The sequence below is a fragment of the Lelliottia sp. SL45 genome (assembly GCF_026672535.1).
In the GTDB taxonomy this organism is placed as follows: Bacteria; Pseudomonadota; Gammaproteobacteria; order Enterobacterales; family Enterobacteriaceae; genus Enterobacter; species Enterobacter nimipressuralis.
Window position 1 is genome coordinate 123,124 of record NZ_JAPPRH010000001.1, and the last position, 17,280, is coordinate 140,403.

A 17,280-nucleotide genomic window follows, 5' to 3' on the forward strand; every position below is an offset into this window, starting at 1 on the left:
CTCGTCGTATCTCATCATACGACTTGCCCCTGACGCTTTGTCAGGGGCTTTTTTATGTCTGAAATCAGTGACGAACGTTAAAGCGTAGTTGTCCTTCCAGCTCCTCTTCCGCCTCGTCAAACAGCAGAACCAGTGCGCCAAAGCGTCGGCGTAGCTTATCCGGCAGGTGGATAAACTCCAGCTCCAGCGGCATGGGTAAGACATCGCCAATCACCACGTCCCACAGCGAATCCAGATCCGTTACCTTTGCCTGTTCTAACCCAAATGTGCGACAAAATTCGCGGTAAAAGTCTTCCTGACTGTCGATTTCATCAAAATCAAACGTATAGATATTCATTGCCCGCCACCCCGTCCAGAAAGGCGGCCTGCGCCGCCCTGACGATAATTATAATCCCCCGATATGCAGGGTTTTAACTTCCAGAAACTCTTCCAGCCCAAGAACCGATCCTTCCCGACCCAGTCCCGACTCTTTCACACCGCCGAATGGGCCGAGCTCGGTCGAGACCGCACATTCGTTAATGCCGATCATGCCGCTCTCAATCGCCTGCGACACGCGGAAAACGCGCGAAAGATTTTGCGTATAGAAGTAAGCCGCCAGGCCAAACGGCGTATTGTTCGCACGCTGGATCACCTCTTCTTCTGAGGTAAAGCGGAAACAGGCGGCAACCGGGCCAAAGGTCTCTTCCTCAGCCAGTTTCATTCCTTCGTGACACTCGCCCAACACGGTTGGCTGCCAGAAATTACCGCCGAGCGAATGCGCTTTACCGCCCGCCAGTATCGTTGCACCTTTTGCGACCGCATCCTCAACGTGTTCGCGCACTTTATTCACCGCATTAGGTTCAATCAGCGGCCCCACCACCACGCCCTCTTCCAGACCGTTTCCCACTTTCAGGGCGTTTACCGCATCAGCGAGTTTGGTCACAAAGGCGTCGTAGACGGATTCCTGAATATAGAACCGGTTCACGCTGACACACACCTGCCCGGCGTTACGGAATTTATTGGCAATCGCCCCTTTCACGGCAGCATCAATATCAGCATCGTCAAAGACGATATAAGGCGCATTGCCGCCCAGCTCCATAGAGACTTTTTTCATGGTTTCTGCTGCATTACGCACCAGCGTTTTGCCCACGGCAGTTGAACCGGTAAATGAGATTTTCCGCACCTCGTGGCTGGCCATGATGGCATCGCTGATCTCGTGGGTGTTCCCGGCGACGGCGTTGAGTACGCCATCAGGGACACCGGCTTTTTTCGCCAGCGTCAGCAGCGCAAAAGCGCTGAGCGGTGTGTTGTTAGCGGGTTTGATCACACCGGTACAGCCTGCGGCCAACGCCGGGCCGAGCTTGCGGGTCAGCATCGCCATCGGGAAATTCCACGGCGTGATCGCCGCGACCACGCCGATGGGTTCGCGGGTCGCCAGAATGCGTGAGCCGGGTTTGATGGGGGGGATGATTTCGCCGTTAGCGCGTTTCGCCTGCTCAGCAAACCACTGAATAAAGCTGGCGGCGTATTCGACTTCGCCTTCCGCCTCTTTTAGCGGTTTGCCTTGTTCGGTGGTCATCAGCCGTCCGAGCCAGCTTTTGTTCTCAATGATCAGTTCGTACCAGCGGTACAGGATCGCCGAACGCTCTTTCGCCGTTTTCGCTCGCCACGCCGGGAAGGCGCGACTGGCTGCCGCGATAGCCTCTTCGGTCTCTTTTTTACCTGCTTTTGCGACTTTCGCGACGACATCGCCCGTGGCCGGGTTGAGCACATCAAAAGTGGTATCCAGCGTTTTCCATATGCCGTCTACCAGATATCCGGTTTGAAAAAGCGCATTGTCCTGGAGTGCCTGGGTGGTCATGTGTCCTCCTGATCTGGGTTTAAGAGCCTGCCAGAATAAGTATAGCCACAAAAAAACCGACGTTTTTGGCGTCGGTTTTTACGGTGTGTTTGTCGGCTGTGCAGAGCCAACTAGCTGTCGGTAAGCGTATTCTGATACCGATGCAGCACATCCGTCAGTCGCTGTACCGGTTCCGTCACTTGCCGCGGCGCTTCCCAGACCCGCAGTTTCTCTTGATAGATGTTTAGCTCTTCCAGCAACTGGCCAAAGTAGCGGCGGCGCTTATCGTCCGACGAGGCCGAAATCACATGATCCGCCGTGCGACGCAGCTGGCGGTGAAATGCCGACAGATCGTCGTTGATCGGAATCGGCGCATTGCGCAGACGCTGGTGCGCGATGATCATCGTCAGCGCCAGGCGGAACTTGGCAATATCGCCAGGGAATTTCGTCAGCAGTAAAAACAGCTGCTGATACAGGGCCGGCAGATGGTTCTCTTTGCGACGCGCGGTGTTAGTGGTCATCGCAGATACCGCCGCCGAGACAAACTGGTTCAGCAGCACACGTCCGGTACGCGCATGGGAGTTATCACGCACCAGCAGAATGACCATCATCGCCAGGAAACAGCCCACCAGCTGGCCTAACGCGCTGTCGAGAAACTGGCTGAAGTGGAAGGTCATCGGGTTATCCAGCACCAGAATGTTGATCGTACTGGCGAGTGCGCCCAAAGACCCGAGACGACGCTTCTGCACTTCAATCCCGATAAAGAACGCCAGCACCGCAAGACTGATACACAGCAGCAGCATACTTTGCTGGGTGGAGGGCAGCACCACGAGGAAATAGAACGCCCCGATGGGGAGCGCCGCGAGCGCGCCATACAGAAAATCGACTGCCACCATGCGTGGATTTGGCAGACGCATCGCCAGCGAAGTTACTACCGCAATCATCACCATCGCGCTCGCACCCGACGTCCAGCCCGTCCACAGCCAGAAGAGCGTGCCGAGCACACACGCGATAGTCGTACGCCAGAAATTCACCATCGCATGGTGGCGCTCTGCCGACTCGGCTTTGATGACCACTTCGCTTCGTAGAATCTCCTCTTCAATAGCGCTGATTTTGGTATTACTGATCACGCCGCGTTTGAGGAGCAGATAGCGCGTCGCCGCCCCTACCCAGCTATAAATGGTAACAGGCGTGTCGCGCTCACCGGTCCAGACAATGACCCGACGCATTCTCTTCAGCTGTTTGCGCACATCTTGCACCGTTTCGACGGGTTCTGCGAACAGTTCACGGAAAGTATCCGTGACCGCCTCGGGACGGGTATTTTGAATCAGGTAGGTTTCACAAGCCTGGGTGATCAGCGTCAGGGAGACGGTGTTGATCGCTTTAAGGCGTCGGTTAGCGCGCGCCCAGCGGGAGGATTCCATATTCAGATTGCTGCGCATCCCTTCCAGCGCCGTGCTGCGGCGCACCAGCGCGCTCCAGGCGTTGTCCACCTCTTCGCTGTCGCCGTGTTTAATACACAGCTGCATCAGTTGATATTGAGCAACAATCAGCGCATCCAGCTCGCGATCGACTTCCTGCTTGATGGAGCGCGGCGAGAAAAGCAGATCGGCAACAATCGCACAGACAATCCCGATGACAATCTCACTGCAACGCTCAAGAGCAAACTGCGGCGCAAGCAGGGGTTCACTCTGAATGGTGATCACAATGATCAACGCGGTATAACCGGATAAGCCCCAGGCGTAGGAGTTCTCCACCTTCACCAGCGAGGAAACCCAGGTACAAAAGCCCGCCCAGATACAGCACACCATCAGCATCATTAGCGGAGAGCGAATCATGGTGATAATGATCGTCAGCGCTGCGATACAGCCGATAAACGTCCCGGCGATACGCAACATCCCGCGATAACGGATGGCACCCGAGTAAGGTTCGCCACCCGCCGCGAAGGCCGGGCCCGCAGCAACAATCGCCGCCGTCAGCACCGCCCAACGCGGCGTTTCCAGCTGGAAGTGAAAACCGACAAACAGCGCCAGCACGATGGCGCACGCCAGCTTAATGGCGAAGCGAACGTGCTGGGTGGCGATGGTGAAAATGCCCATCACAATTAACCAATCTCACGCAGACGATGCGCGATTTTACGGAACAGGGAGTCGTTGTTGCCGTTACGGTCTTTCTCACCGGTGATCACCACCGTCGCCGTGGTGCCGGCCGGCCACAGGTTGCCCTGCTCGTCATCGAGACGAATACGCACCGGCACACGCTGCGCCAGACGAACCCACTCAAGGTTAGAATCAACCGTTGCCATCCCTTTGGTATCGCGGGTGGCGCTGGAGTTGGTAACGCCTGCGGCCACGCTGTCCACCGTGCCTTTAAGCACGCGGTTGCTGCCCAGCGGCGTGATTTCGGCGCGATAGCCTGGACGTACCCCTTCCAGTTTGGTCTCTTCCATATAGGCGAGAATATAGAAAGAGTGCTGTTTCACCAGCGCCACGGCGGTGGAGCCGCGAGTGATAAATTCACCGGTATAGACGTTGAGGTTGGTCACCCAGCCGTCAGACGGCGCACGGATCACCGTACGTTCCAGATCCAGTTTCGCCAGGTCGCGCGTCGCTTCGGCTTTTGCCTGCTGATGCAGAACGGTTTGCAATACGTTGTTAGACTGGTCAATCTCTTCACGAGACATGGCCTGTACGCCCAGCTGGTTACGTCGTCCGGCTTCACGGCGTTTTTCCGTGGCCAGCGCCCGATAGTAGGCGACGTCTGCTTCAGCCTCTTCGAGGGCTTTCTGGTAGCGAGGCTGATCGATGGTGAAAAGCACCTGATCTTTTTTCACCAGTTCGTTATCACGCACGTTAACCGCCGTGATAAGCCCGGCGACGTCAGGGGCAATGGCCACCACATCCGCGCTGAAACGCGCGTCACGCGTCCAGGGTGACTCGGTGTAAAACACCCAGGCGCGGAAAATTGCGATGAACGCCAGGACCACCAGCGCCACGGTGATGGCGGTACGGGAGATATTTCTTGTTAGTGTTTTCACATCTACCTCAGACAAACATGCGCGATACAAGCCAGAACAGGCAGCAATACAGCGCGGTATTAAACAGTGCAGGGTGCCAGACAAAATCGTAGATGCCGGTTGGAACCAGCACCTTGCGCACCAGCCAGAAAATCGCCAGTGATAAAATTAGTTCGAAGAAAATCGGTGGGAACGATAGACCGAACACCACGATAACGGGAAACAGACTCATGTTGACCTTGATTTGAACGCGTGCAGGCGACAGTTTTTGTTTAGCTCACACCATCGCAGTAGGGCAAGAAAAGCCGGGCGGGAATGGTGAAGCTGTTATGTCAGTAATAATATATTAACGTAACTGTTATGCTGTTATCTATAATATGTGATCTAAATCACTTTTAAGCCAGAGTGAACAATGGAACGTTTAAAGCGCATGTCTGTGTTTGCCAAAGTCGTCGAATTTGGCTCCTTTACCGCCGCGGCCCGACAGCTTCAGATGAGTGTTTCATCCATCAGCCAGACGGTGTCGAAACTGGAAGATGAGCTTCAGGTCAAGCTGCTCAACCGCAGCACCCGCAGCATTGGGCTGACGGAGGCGGGAAAAATCTATTACCAGGGCTGTCGTCGGATGTTGCACGAAGTCCAGGACGTGCACGAGCAACTCTATGCCTTCAATAACACCCCCATCGGCACACTGCGGATCGGGTGTTCTTCAACTATGGCACAAAATGTCCTCGCCAGTATGACGGCAGAAATGCTTAAAGAGTATCCAGGTCTGGCAGTAAATTTGGTCACCGGCATCCCGGCGCCAGATCTGATCGCCGACGGTCTGGACGTCGTGATCCGCGTCGGTGCGCTGCAGGATTCCAGCCTGTTCTCTCGTCGCCTGGGCAGTATGCCGATGGTCGTCTGCGCCTCTAAAAACTATCTGGCGCAGTTTGGCGTGCCGGAAAAACCAGCCGATCTGAGCAATCACTCCTGGCTGGAGTACAGCGTGCGTCCGGACAACGAGTTTGAGCTGATTGCCCCGGAAGGACTGTCGACAAAACTGCTGCCGCAGGGGCGGTTCGTGACGAACGATCCCATGACCATCTCCCGCTGGCTGGTCGCCGGAGCAGGCATCGCCTACGTGCCGTTGATGTGGGTGATCAATGAGATCAACAGCGGTGAGTTGGAGATTCTCTTCCCGCGCTACCAGTCCGATCCCCGCCCGGTGTATGCCCTCTATACGGAAAAGGACAAACTGCCGCTTAAGGTCCAGGTCTGTATTAACTATCTGACGGACTATTTTGTGGAAGTGGCGGAGCTTTATCAGGGAATGCGGGGCAGAAGAAAAGAGTAAGCCGCCCCGTAAATGCAGAGAGGTCAAATGATTATTGGAATTTGGCCTCTGCCCTCCTGTCAGAGATAAATACCCCCAGTCCGTTCCGGCGCAATTAAGATATTTCACTGAGTTCTATTAACAATGGCGAATTGACATATTTGCCTTGTGACCTTTATCGTACTCATGGTCTGAAATCTGTTCAACGCAAATATCAGACGGTTATAGAGTTGTTAAATAAATACTTCATAAAAATAACGTTTCTCAGGATTTTGTTTAAACAAGGAATAAATATGAATCTATTCGAACAAACACCGCCTTCACGCAGGCGCTACGGACTCGCCGCGTTCATTGGGCTGATCGCCGGGATTGTCTCCGCCTTTGTCAAATGGGGCGCCGAAGTTCCTCTTCCTCCGCGCAGTCCAACCGATTTATTCAGCGCCGCATGCGGGCCAGAGCAATTAATCAGAGCCGCCAGCCAAATTGATTGCTCACGTAATTTCCTGAATCCACCCTATGTATTTCTCCGCGACTGGCTGGGCGTCGTCGACCCTAACGCTACGGTTTATACATTTGCCGGACATATATTCAACTGGGTTGGCGTGACACATATTATTTTCTCAATCGTGTTCGCCGTAGGCTATTGCGTTGTTGCGGAAGTCTTTCCGAAAATAAAGCTCTGGCAGGGTTTATTCGCCGGGGCATTGGCGCAGCTATTTGTTCATATGATTTCGTTCCCGCTGATGGGGCTGACACCGCCACTGTTTGATCTTCCGTGGTACGAGCACGTTTCCGAGATAGTGGGTCACCTGATCTGGTTCTGGTCGATTGAAATTATCCGTCGCGATTTACGTAACCGCATCACTCGCGAGCCTGATCCTGAGGTGCCGCTAAACAGCGCGCGATAAGCGTCGCAAAAAAATGGCGCGCCTTTTCAGACGCGCCATTTTTTCAATAAGTCTTCAGGTCAGGCGGTACCGCCGACGGTTAGATTATCCACTTTCAGCGTCGGCTGACCGACGCCCACCGGCAGGCTCTGGCCTTCTTTACCGCAGACACCCACGCCTTTATCCAGCTTCAGATCGTTACCCACCATCGAAATCTGCTGCATCGCCTCGATACCGGAGCCAATCAGCGTAGCGCCTTTCACCGCTTTGGTGACTTTGCCTTTTTCAATCAGGTAGGCTTCGGACGTCGAGAAGACAAACTTGCCGGAGGTGATATCCACCTGGCCACCGCCGAAGTTTGGCGCGAAGATCCCGTAATCAACGGATTCGATGATCTCCTGCGGCGTTGATTTGCCTGCGAGCATATAGGTGTTGGTCATACGCGGCATCGGCAGATGTGCGTAGGATTCGCGACGACCGTTCCCGGTTGGCGCAACGCCCATCAGACGCGCGTTGAGTTTGTCCTGCATGTAACCTTTCAGAATGCCGTTTTCGATCAGCACGTTGTACTGCCCCGGCGTCCCTTCATCATCAATAGAGATAGACCCACGACGATCGGTCATGGTGCCATCATCCACAACGGTACACAGTTCCGAGGCCACCAGCTCGCCCATCTGGCCGCTGAATACGGAGGTGCCGCGACGGTTGAAATCGCCTTCCAGACCGTGACCGACCGCTTCGTGCAGCAGCACGCCAGGCCAACCTGCGCCCAGTACCACCGGCAGCGTACCGGCTGGGGCCGCTACCGCATTGAGATTCACCAGCGCCATGCGCACGGCTTCTTTCGCCCACGCATCTGCGCGAACATCGCCGTCTTCATCGGCCAGGAACCAGTCATAACCAAAACGACCGCCGCCACCGCTGGAGCCGCGCTCGCGTTTACCGTCATCTTCCACCTGCACGCTGACAGACAGACGTACCAGCGGGCGCACATCAGCGGCCAGCGTACCGTCGGTAGCAGCCACCAGAATGAGTTCATACACACCGCTCAGGCTGGCTGACACTTCTTGAACGCGTTTATCCGTCGCGCGAGCCACTTTGTCCACGCGGCGCAGGATATCCAGCTTCTCCTCGCGGGTCATGCTTTGCAGCGGATCGATGCTGGTATAGAGCGCAGAATGCTGCACTTCGCCGAGGGTTTTCACTCGACCATCGCCCGCTTCACGCACGATAGTCCGCGCTGCCTGGGCGCTCTGCTCCAGCGCAGTCAGGCTAATCTGATCGGCATAGGCAAAGCCGGTTTTATCACCGCTTACGGCGCGAACACCGACGCCCTGGTCGATGTTGTAAGAGCCATCTTTAATGATGCTGTCTTCTAAAACCCAGGATTCGTGGTAGCTCGACTGGAAATAGAGATCGCCGTAATCGAGGCGACGCTCGGTTAGTTGGGCAAGAATGGAAAACAGGTCCTGATGACTCAGGCCGTTCGCTGCGAGCAAATGTTCACTTACCAGGTTCAGACTCATCGTTTTGCTACTCGTTCGTTGCCGCCCGAGGGCGGTAAAAAAATTCATTATTTATGAGAGTGGGGCAATTACTCGCCCGCGTCAAATCATTGCTGTGCATCTTTGCGCGCCTGACGGAGCACCTCATTAATCTGCGGCTTATCGACCGGCCCGGTAATGCGATAGCGCAGGATTGAGACCTTACTCCACAGCGGCCCAAGCACCTTACTGGCGGCAAACACCGCGGCGCCCACAATCGGGTTGACCACGAATGCGGCAGCGACACCGACGGTCGCCGAGATCTCCGGCGCTACCACCGCTTCCATATCCAGTTCACGACGCACCAGATTCACCGAGCCTTTCATGGCGATATCGGCTTCCAGGCCATCCACCAGCGTGTCATCCGTATGCAGAACGCCGTCTTTGATCCACGCCGTACTGCGAATAGAGTCGTAATAGAACCCTTCGCTGAAGGTATCGCTGAAGTCAAAACGCAGTTTGCGCAGCAGCGCGTCAAAGCTCAGTAAACGTAAGAGCTGCCCGGCGTGGCCAGTGCTGACGTCGGCGATTTCGCCTTTGCCCAGATTGGTTTTGAGGATGCCGTTCAGCGTAGCTTCGTCCGGTTTCCACGGCTCGGCGCGCCAGTGCAGATCGTAATTAACATCGAAGGAAGAGCCGCGCAGCGGTGTGCTGACGCCAAAGAAATTCGCCGCCGCATCCAGCTTGTTGCCCTTGATTCTACCTTTCAGGGAGGTGCGCTGTTCGCCCGCGCCATTCACCCACTCTCCGTCCGCCGTCAGACGCCCAAAGCCGGTATCAATCAGGCCGCCTGCAAGGCTCAGGGTGTTGCCCTTCACGGCAAAATCACCGTCGATGCGGCCATATTTCTGGCCCCACAGCCAGCACTCCGCGCAGCGCAGTTGTAAATCCGGCCAGCCGCTGAAATCCACTTTTGAAACCTCGGCTAACGGCGAAGCCGCTCCCGTTTGCCCTTTCGTGGCCGTCGTCGGGTTGTAGTAAAGATAACGAATTGCCGCCTGCCATGGAGCGTTGTCACGCATCGTCAGCGTGGCGTTAATCTCACGGCCCTGCGCTTCCACCGTCGAACCGTTGAGGGTTGGCTCAGAGACAATGCTGAGGTTATTCCACTGCTGTCCGCCCAGCGTCAGCGACGGCGTACGGACGGTCACGCGCTGCGGGAACTGAGCGGCTTCATCCACATTTTGCCCAACGCCCTTGTTAAACATCGCCAGCCACTCGGCGCCATCCATCGCGGGCAGGTTCAGCTCAACGCCTGGCTGCTCAGGGAGTGGCGGAATGGTGCGGCTGTCCGTGGTCCAGATGGCCCGGTCGAGAGTCAGTTTGCGACTGAGCAACCAGCGGCTGTTAAAGTGATTTGTACCATTCGCATTACCAGTGAGGGCAAAGCTGTTCAGATCGCCCTGCACGTTGATGTTCATCGGCAGTGGCTGCCCGGCTTTCTTATCCAGCGGTGCAGGTAAGTGACTGCTTACATTCTTCAGATCGCCGGTTACGTCGACTTTATAGTGCGCACTTCCACGATAAGGCAGGTCGATGGCCACTTTACCGTTCCAGGCAACCGTTCCGTCGATAGATTCGGCCACCGGCTTTGGCAGCACGTCCATCCGCGCGGGCTGCCAGTTAGCATCCATATTGACGGCGACCTGATAGGCTTTTTCACCTTCGGTGGTGCTGAAATCCACGTTAATCGGTTGATTAAACCAGTTGGCTTTCAGCGGCCCGCTTTTCAGATTGCCATTCACAAAGCTGAATTTGCCGCTCAGGTTCTTGAGGGTACTATCTAGCGGCTTGATAAACAGGCTGTTGTTGTTCAGCACCACATCGCCTTCGGCGGTGGTCATCTCGCCATCCAGCGGGATGTCGAGATGCAAACGGGCATTCACATCGCCATCGATTTGCAGCTCTTGCAGCGCAGCACCCAGCGAGTCATCCAGCGGTGTCTCTTCGAAATAAGGCCCGACGGCTTTGCCCGGCCCGTTAATGTCCGCGTCGATCAGCAGCTTCTCTTTCGAGTAATCCGGAATCACCGCTCTCAGATTACTGGCGGTTACGCCGCCCAGCGCGACGCTGTCGGATTTCATCCACAGCCCGTCGTTCAGGAAATTCAGTTCGATATTGAGGTTTTTCAGCGCTGGCCAGTCGGGCTGGAAGGCGAAAGTCGCATTACGCAGCGGCACCAGAACCTGGAACTGGCCTTCGTTGTGTTTGTAAGGGAACAGGTGCGGATTGCCGCCGTAGACCAGCGTGGCATTATCGGCCTGACCGCCCTGAATCGCGCCGCTCAGGTAGTCCACCAGCGCTTTGCCCATCAGGTTTTCCGGGAAATAGCGCCAGGCCTGGCCGCCATCGTCAGTGCTGATACCGGCCAGAATCCCCAGCCATGGCTCATCGCCTTCCGGCTGCAGATAGCGGAAATTACCGCGCGCGTGAACGCCGGTGGCTTTTACGTCGATATCACGGCCATCAAGCTGAAAACCTTTCTCGTTGTTCAGCCAGTTAAGGATCGCAGTACCTTTTTCAATCTCCAGCGGCGCACGGAAAACCGTTTCGTACGGCATTTTGGCGTCATTCATTTCCGCCGTCAGTCTGCCGTTTTCGACGCTGCCCTCAAGCTTTCCGCCAAAGTGTTCGGCACCGGGCAGCAGCTTCCACTGCTTCCAGGAGAGCGCTTTCCACGAGGCCTGGAAACGGGTTTTTTCTGTGGCCTGCAGAGGGATATCCAGCGCCAGGGTGTCGATCTGGCCGCTCGGCTGTGTGGCTTCCCAGACTTCGCCAAGAGCAGTTGATATGCGGTTCGCGATAGGCCGTAAACCGTCGAGACTTGCCAGATCGAGGTTGCTGGCGCGGATACGCAGCTCATCGCTGCGCTTGTTGTTCACGCCGCCCACTTCCTGCTCAGGCACCCACGCCATCGTTAATGCGCCGCGCGGCCAGGCTTTGCCGTCCATAGTGATGCGGGTATCGGGAATGGAGAATTGCCAGCTGCCGCCCTGACGGGTGACGTGTGCCGTCAGGTTATCGACTGACATATCATGGGATTGCGTATCCCCTTTCCACGCCGCGCCGCCCTGCTTCAGCCACACATCCCCGGCGGAGATATCACCGTCGGCCAGCGTCAGCCAGCCTTCAAGACTGAAGCGCGCCCTTTGCAGCGCAACGTTATCCTGCATCCATTTGCCCAGCCAGGGTTTGACATCCACATCGTCGGCCTGCAGCCAGACTTTGCCTTTGTTCAGCAGGCCGTTGTCGTCGCGCAGATCCATGCGCACCTGCATGATGCCGTGCTGCCCGTTCAGGCTGGAGAGATTCACCTGCCCTTCGGCGCGATGGCGATCTTTGCCGTTAAGCCAGGTGAGTTGCGGGATCGCAAGTTCGGCCCGTTGCCCGGAGAGGGTAATGAAACTGATTTCGCTGTCGCGCAGATCGAAATGATCGAACTGGCGCAGGAAAAGATCGCTGAAGCGGTTGGTCTCGATACCTTTGCTGTTATCGCCCTGGTTTAGAGGCGTGTTGGTCAGAAACTGAAGCTGCCAGAAGGTGAGATCGCGAAACTGCCAGCGCATGTGCAGCAAACTTTGCCAGACATCCAGCGCCAGCGTCACGCGTTTGATTTTGAGATGACCGCCGTCTTTCAGGCTCGCGTTGATATCGCGTACATCCAGCGTTGGGCCGAAATTTTGCCAGCTGGCACTCAGCTGGCTGACGTCAACGGGAATGCCGGTGGCGCTTTCGATCTTTGCCAGCACCTGCGGGCGCCAGCTGTCGAGATGCGGTAACACGAGGCGCAGCCCGCTCACGAGCAACGCGACAATGACGACAAGCGTTGCCCCTGTAAGCAGTAAAATTCCTGGCAATCGCCTCACGCATCTCTCCTTGTCAGCCGTTCTCTTGCAGCATTGCTGCCTCTTACATCATCACCACGTCAAACTGCTGCTGGTTATAGAGTGGTTCGATTTGTACTTTTACCTGTTTGCCGACAAAGATTTCCACTTCCGCCAGCGCGTGCGACTCTTCGCCTTTCAGTGCTTCTGCCACCGCAGGGGAAGCATAGACCAGAAAACGGTCGGAGTCGTAGGCGTGATGGACGCGGACAATTTCACGCATGATTTCGTAGCACACTGTCTCCACGGACTTTACCGTGCCGCGTCCGTGGCAGGTTGGGCATTCGTTGCACAGCACATGTTCAACGCTTTCGCGCGTGCGCTTGCGGGTCATCTCCACCAGGCCGAGCTGAGAGAAACCGTTGATACTGGTTTTCACCCGATCTTTGCTCAGCGCCTGCTCCAGCGAGTGCAGCACGCGGCGGCGGTGATCTTCATTATTCATATCGATAAAGTCGATGATGATAATGCCGCCAAGATTGCGCAGACGGAGCTGACGCGCGATGGCCTGCGTCGCTTCGATGTTGGTGTTGAAGATGGTGTCGTCGAGGTTGCGGTGGCCGACAAATGCTCCCGTGTTGATATCCACGGTGGTCATCGCTTCCGTCTGATCGATGATCAGATAGCCGCCGGATTTCAGCTCCACTTTGCGCTCCAGCGCGCGCTGGATTTCGTTCTCGACGTCAAAGAGATCAAAGATTGGCTGGCGGCCGGTGTAATGCTCCAGCAGGCCAGGCATCTCTGGGATGTATTCGGCGGTGAATTCGAGCAGCGCGTCGTAGGTCAGACGCGAATCCACGCGGATTCGATCGAGCTGCGCATCAGCGAAATCGCGCAACACGCGCTGGGCCAGCGCCAGCTCGCCGTAAAGTTGATAGCGGGTCTGGTTGCGTTTTTTACGCTCCATGACTTTGGTCCAGACGCGTTTCAGGTACGCCGCATCGGAGGCCAGGTCTTCTTCACTGATCCCTTCTGCCGCGGTACGGATAATAAAGCCGCCCTGCTCGTCGCAGTAAGCGCCGACCACCTTTTTCAGGCGTTCGCGCTCGCTTTCACTTTCAATACGCTGAGAAACGCCGACGTGTGAAGCGCCCGGCATAAAGACCAGGTAGCGAGAAGGTAAAGTGATGTCGGTCGTCAGACGGGCGCCTTTGGTACCGAGGGGATCTTTCACCACCTGGACCATCAAATCCTGTCCCTGGCGGACCAGCTCGGAGATATCGCGAACGGTAAACTGCTTTTGCTCTTCACCCGCGACACATTCGGTGTGCGGCATGATATCCGAGGCGTGCAAGAACGCTGCTTTATCAAGGCCAATATCTACAAATGCCGCCTGCATACCCGGTAGTACACGACTGACACGACCTTTGTAGATATTGCCTACTATTCCGCGTCGCGCTTCGCGCTCAATATGAATTTCCTGAAGAATGCCGCCATCAATATAGGCCACTCGGGTTTCCGATGGCGTTACGTTTACCAACAATTCAGCCGTCATAATTATCCCTTCCCTCACGCAGTGAGTTAAAATTGCTCAGCAACTCATACGTTTCCACCAGCGGTAAGCCGACTACGGCGTGATAGCTGCCATTAATCTTCCTGACGAAACAGCCACCCAGCCCCTGAATACCGTATGCACCTGCTTTATCCATAGGTTCACCGCTGGCGATATAACCGGCGATTTCCTCATCGGTAAGCACTCTGAACGTGACATCCGTGACCACCAGACAATCCAGCACCTGCTGGCTGTCTGCCAGTGCAACCGCCGTCATCACCTGATGCGTTTGTCCGGATAATTTGCGCAGCATTTGCGCCGCATGTTCACCGTCATGCGGTTTCTCGAGCACTTCACCGTTGAGAATCACGATGGTATCTGCCCCCAGCACCGGCAAATCACGCGGGGTTTGCGCCACGCCAGCCAGGGCTTTTTCCCGGGCCAGACGAGACACATACTGCTGCGCGCTTTCGCCATCGCCCCGTTTTTCTTCAATACCGGTGACGATACGTTCAAAAGAGACACCCAGTTGAGTGAGTAACTCCTGACGACGCGGGGAACCAGAGGCAAGAAATAAAGACGTCATAGAAACCTTTTATTGCACGGCAAACTGCTGGCGAACTTTACGCATCAGCAGGAACAGCCACGGCCAGAGCACACCGTTTACTACACTACTCCAGAACACTTCCGGTCGGAAAGAGACGTTGATCACTAAAAACTCAGCCCAGAAAACAATGATATCCGCGGCGAGGGACAACAACATCACCACCAACGCCTGTTGCCAGAGCGCGAGGTTACGGAAAAGCTGGAATTTCAGTGCGACGAGGTACGCAATAATACTCATCGACAGGGCGCGCACGCCGAGCGTTGAGCCACTGATGAGATCCAGTATGGCACCCATCACAAAACCCGTGCCCACATTTACGCGGTGCGGCAGGGCGAGGGTCCAGTAGAGTAAAATGAGCAGCACCCAGTTTGGCCGGAAAACGAGAATGTCGTCCGGCCAGGGCATGACTTGCAGTAATAACGCGATGAAGAACGAGAGCCAGATTACCCAGCGTCCCTGGCTACGATAGCTCGCCACTACTGCCCTCCCGAGGAGATTTGTGGCGGCAGCGGTGCATCCGGAGGAGGCTGCGTTAATCCCGTCGCAGGTGCAGGCACTGGCGCAGGCGGCCCCATGGAGTCCGGCGCAGGCAGAACCTGCGGCATCATCTGCATTAAGCGTTCATTGGCCACGCGATGCACCTCTTCTGGCGTCATCGGGTTAATACCGTTACGATCGGCGCCCCACAGCAGCAGCAAATAGCGCAGACGCTGTAAGCCCGCAGTTGGACGAGCCTGAATCACCGTATACGCACGTTGCGTATCCAGTTTTACCGAGGAGACAACCGCCACCGGGTAACCTTCAGGGAAACGCCCGCCGAGACCGGAGGTGACCAGAACATCACCCACACGAATATCGGTGTTGGCTGGCAGATGCTCCAGCTGCAGATCGTCCGTACAGCCGTTACCGGCCGCAATAATACGGATATCATTACGCAGTACCTGAATCGGCAGCGCATGGGTGGCATCACAGATCAATAAAACGCGGCTGGTCAGCTTAGCAACAGCAACCACCTGGCCCACAACGCCTTTATCACTGATGACCGGCTGGCCTTCGTAAACACCGTTCACGCTGCCTTTGTCGATGACCACCTGATCGCTGTACGGATCGTTAACGGTGGAGATCACCTGAGTCACCATTTTCTGCTCGTCCTGACGCAGCGGCGATCCCAGCAGCTCACGCAGACGGGCGTTTTCCTGGCGATACTGGCCCAGCATCAGCAGCTCGCTGTTTTTCAGCAGCAATTCCTGGCGCAGTGCACGGTTTTCAAGCTCGAGTTGGTCGCGTGATGACAAGGTTTGAGAAACACTGTCGAGTAATTCACGGGGACCATTTGATACAAAGTAGAAAGGACTGACGGCGGTATCCATGTATGTTCGGATCTGGCTGAACATACCGAGGCGGCTATCGGCGATGATGACTCCAAGCGCTACCAGCACCCCCAGGATCAGGCGAAACTGCAGCGACGGGCCACGGCTAAAAATTGGCTTCATAGGCTATGCGTATTCTCGTGTCAGAGAGAAAGGGTAGCCTTCGCTACCCTCTCAAACCGACTACTCTTCGCTGAACAAGTCGCCGCCGTGCATGTCGATCATTTCCAGCGCCTTGCCACCACCACGGGCTACGCAAGTCAGTGGATCTTCTGCAACTACGACAGGAATACCTGTCTCTTCCATTAACAGGCGGTCGAGGTTACGCAACAGCGCGCCACCACCGGTCAGAACCATACCGCGCTCTGAGATGTCGGAAGCCAGTTCTGGTGGGCACTGTTCCAGCGCAACCATCACCGCGCTCACGATACCGGTCAGCGGCTCTTGCAGCGCTTCGAGGATTTCGTTGGAGTTCAGGGTAAAGCCACGCGGAACGCCTTCAGCCAGGTTACGGCCACGAACTTCGATTTCGCGGACTTCGTCGCCAGGGTAAGCAGAACCGATCTCGTGCTTAATACGCTCTGCGGTGGCTTCACCGATCAGAGAGCCGTAGTTACGGCGCACATAATTAATGATGGCTTCATCAAAACGGTCACCGCCGATACGCACGGAAGAGGAGTAAACCACACCGTTCAGAGAGATGACGGCCACTTCAGTGGTACCACCACCGATATCCACCACCATGGAACCTGTTGCTTCAGAAACCGGCAGACCCGCACCAATTGCAGCAGCCATCGGCTCTTCGATCAGGAAGACTTCGCGCGCACCTGCGCCCTGAGCGGATTCACGGATCGCACGGCGTTCAACCTGAGTTGCACCGACTGGCACACAGACCAGCACGCGCGGACTTGGGCGCATGAAGCTGTTGCTGTGAACCTGCTTGATGAAGTGCTGAAGCATTTTTTCAGTCACGAAGAAGTCAGCGATAACGCCGTCTTTCATTGGGCGGATCGCGGCGATGTTGCCTGGGGTACGACCCAGCATCTGCTTCGCATCGTGTCCTACGGCTGCCACGCTTTTCGGGGAGCCGGCACGATCCTGACGAATGGCCACAACGGAAGGCTCATTCAATACGATGCCTTGTCCTTTTACATAAATCAGGGTATTCGCGGTACCCAGGTCAATGGACAGGTCATTGGAAAACATGCCACGAAATTTTTTCAACATACTAAGGGATAATCCTGAAAGCTGGGGCGGAAAAATTAAAATCCGCTTACTTTACCAACCACACGTAGCAGCGACAAGGCGCAAAAATCATCTGCTACGGTGAAAATTAGTGCAGC

General features: G+C 55.8%; 14 protein-coding genes. 2 read left to right on the top strand and 12 right to left on the bottom strand.

Going from position 1 to position 17,280, the window contains the following annotated elements; all coding sequences use genetic code 11:
• Positions 1-64 precede the first annotated feature (64 nt).
• The 5 genes from OVA10_RS00625 to aaeX all read right to left on the bottom strand — a co-directional run bounded on the left by OVA10_RS00625 (position 65) and on the right by aaeX (position 5,067).
• Positions 65-337 carry a barstar family protein gene (locus OVA10_RS00625; RefSeq protein WP_100778696.1) on the bottom strand — a complete coding sequence of 91 codons (273 nt, stop codon included), beginning with the start codon at positions 335-337 and terminating at the stop codon, positions 65-67.
• Positions 338-385: 48 nt separating this feature from the next.
• Positions 386-1,840 carry an NAD-dependent succinate-semialdehyde dehydrogenase gene (locus tag OVA10_RS00630; protein ID WP_268194865.1) on the bottom strand — a complete coding sequence of 485 codons (1,455 nt, stop codon included), beginning with the start codon at positions 1,838-1,840 and terminating at the stop codon, positions 386-388.
• A gap of 110 nt (positions 1,841-1,950) precedes the next feature.
• Complete coding sequence (gene aaeB / locus OVA10_RS00635) at positions 1,951-3,918, bottom strand: p-hydroxybenzoic acid efflux pump subunit AaeB (RefSeq protein WP_123428867.1); 1,968 nt, start codon at positions 3,916-3,918, stop codon at positions 1,951-1,953.
• Positions 3,919-3,923: 5 nt separating this feature from the next.
• Complete coding sequence (gene aaeA, locus OVA10_RS00640) at positions 3,924-4,856, bottom strand: p-hydroxybenzoic acid efflux pump subunit AaeA (protein ID WP_102105514.1); 933 nt, start codon at positions 4,854-4,856, stop codon at positions 3,924-3,926.
• A 7-nt stretch (positions 4,857-4,863) separates the two neighbouring features.
• Entirely contained in the window at positions 4,864-5,067 is a 204-nt protein-coding gene (aaeX, locus tag OVA10_RS00645; RefSeq protein WP_102105515.1) for a p-hydroxybenzoic acid efflux pump operon protein AaeX, read from the bottom strand.
• A gap of 180 nt (positions 5,068-5,247) precedes the next feature.
• Between aaeX and aaeR the strand changes: the two genes are divergently transcribed.
• Positions 5,248-6,174 (top strand): HTH-type transcriptional activator AaeR, encoded by a 927-nt coding sequence (aaeR, locus tag OVA10_RS00650; protein ID WP_095283622.1) that lies wholly within the window; start codon positions 5,248-5,250, stop codon positions 6,172-6,174.
• Positions 6,175-6,446: 272 nt separating this feature from the next.
• A complete protein-coding gene (locus OVA10_RS00655) occupies positions 6,447-7,061 on the top strand; it encodes a YagU family protein (RefSeq protein ID WP_268194867.1) in 615 nt (204 codons plus the stop codon).
• Positions 7,062-7,120: 59 nt separating this feature from the next.
• Here OVA10_RS00655 and tldD read toward each other — a convergent pair whose 3' ends face one another.
• The 7 genes from tldD to mreB all read right to left on the bottom strand — a co-directional run bounded on the left by tldD (position 7,121) and on the right by mreB (position 17,164).
• A complete protein-coding gene (gene tldD, locus OVA10_RS00660) occupies positions 7,121-8,566 on the bottom strand; it encodes a metalloprotease TldD (protein ID WP_268194870.1) in 1,446 nt (481 codons plus the stop codon).
• An 86-nt stretch (positions 8,567-8,652) separates the two neighbouring features.
• Positions 8,653-12,450 (bottom strand): AsmA2 domain-containing protein YhdP, encoded by a 3,798-nt coding sequence (gene yhdP / locus OVA10_RS00665; RefSeq protein WP_123428212.1) that lies wholly within the window; start codon positions 12,448-12,450, stop codon positions 8,653-8,655.
• 43 nt (positions 12,451-12,493) lie between these two features.
• The gene (gene rng / locus OVA10_RS00670) at positions 12,494-13,963 is read right to left on the bottom strand and encodes a ribonuclease G (RefSeq protein WP_107702748.1); all 1,470 of its coding nucleotides are present in this window, start codon (positions 13,961-13,963) and stop codon (positions 12,494-12,496) included.
• Positions 13,953-14,546, bottom strand: a complete 594-nt coding sequence (locus tag OVA10_RS00675; protein ID WP_107702747.1) for a Maf family protein — start codon at positions 14,544-14,546, stop codon at positions 13,953-13,955. Before OVA10_RS00675 ends, rng begins: the two co-directional genes overlap by 11 nt.
• Positions 14,547-14,555: 9 nt before the next feature.
• Positions 14,556-15,044, bottom strand: coding sequence for a rod shape-determining protein MreD (gene mreD / locus OVA10_RS00680; protein WP_095283628.1), 489 nt, complete (start codon positions 15,042-15,044; stop codon positions 14,556-14,558).
• A complete protein-coding gene (gene mreC, locus OVA10_RS00685; protein ID WP_100778686.1) occupies positions 15,044-16,060 on the bottom strand; it encodes a rod shape-determining protein MreC in 1,017 nt (338 codons plus the stop codon). The genes mreD and mreC overlap by 1 nt, the downstream gene beginning before the upstream one ends.
• A gap of 60 nt (positions 16,061-16,120) precedes the next feature.
• Positions 16,121-17,164, bottom strand: a complete 1,044-nt coding sequence (mreB, locus tag OVA10_RS00690) for a rod shape-determining protein MreB (protein ID WP_000913396.1) — start codon at positions 17,162-17,164, stop codon at positions 16,121-16,123.
• Between the last annotated feature and the right edge of the window lie 116 nt (positions 17,165-17,280).

What these genes read in the sequence shown, in the direction of transcription:
- OVA10_RS00675 (WP_107702747.1), bottom strand. Translation starts at nt 14,546, where the DNA reads ATGACGTCTTTATTTCTTGCCTCTGGTTCCCCGCGTCGTCAGGAGTTA.
- tldD (WP_268194870.1), bottom strand. Translation starts at nt 8,566, where the DNA reads ATGAGTCTGAACCTGGTAAGTGAACATTTGCTCGCAGCGAACGGCCTG.
- mreB (WP_000913396.1), bottom strand. Translation starts at nt 17,164, where the DNA reads ATGTTGAAAAAATTTCGTGGCATGTTTTCCAATGACCTGTCCATTGAC.
- rng (WP_107702748.1), bottom strand. Translation starts at nt 13,963, where the DNA reads ATGACGGCTGAATTGTTGGTAAACGTAACGCCATCGGAAACCCGAGTG.
- OVA10_RS00630 (WP_268194865.1), bottom strand. Translation starts at nt 1,840, where the DNA reads ATGACCACCCAGGCACTCCAGGACAATGCGCTTTTTCAAACCGGATAT.
- mreC (WP_100778686.1), bottom strand. Translation starts at nt 16,060, where the DNA reads ATGAAGCCAATTTTTAGCCGTGGCCCGTCGCTGCAGTTTCGCCTGATC.
- aaeX (WP_102105515.1), bottom strand. Translation starts at nt 5,067, where the DNA reads ATGAGTCTGTTTCCCGTTATCGTGGTGTTCGGTCTATCGTTCCCACCG.
- aaeR (WP_095283622.1), top strand. Translation starts at nt 5,248, where the DNA reads ATGGAACGTTTAAAGCGCATGTCTGTGTTTGCCAAAGTCGTCGAATTT.
- OVA10_RS00625 (WP_100778696.1), bottom strand. Translation starts at nt 337, where the DNA reads ATGAATATCTATACGTTTGATTTTGATGAAATCGACAGTCAGGAAGAC.
- aaeB (WP_123428867.1), bottom strand. Translation starts at nt 3,918, where the DNA reads ATGGGCATTTTCACCATCGCCACCCAGCACGTTCGCTTCGCCATTAAG.
- OVA10_RS00655 (WP_268194867.1), top strand. Translation starts at nt 6,447, where the DNA reads ATGAATCTATTCGAACAAACACCGCCTTCACGCAGGCGCTACGGACTC.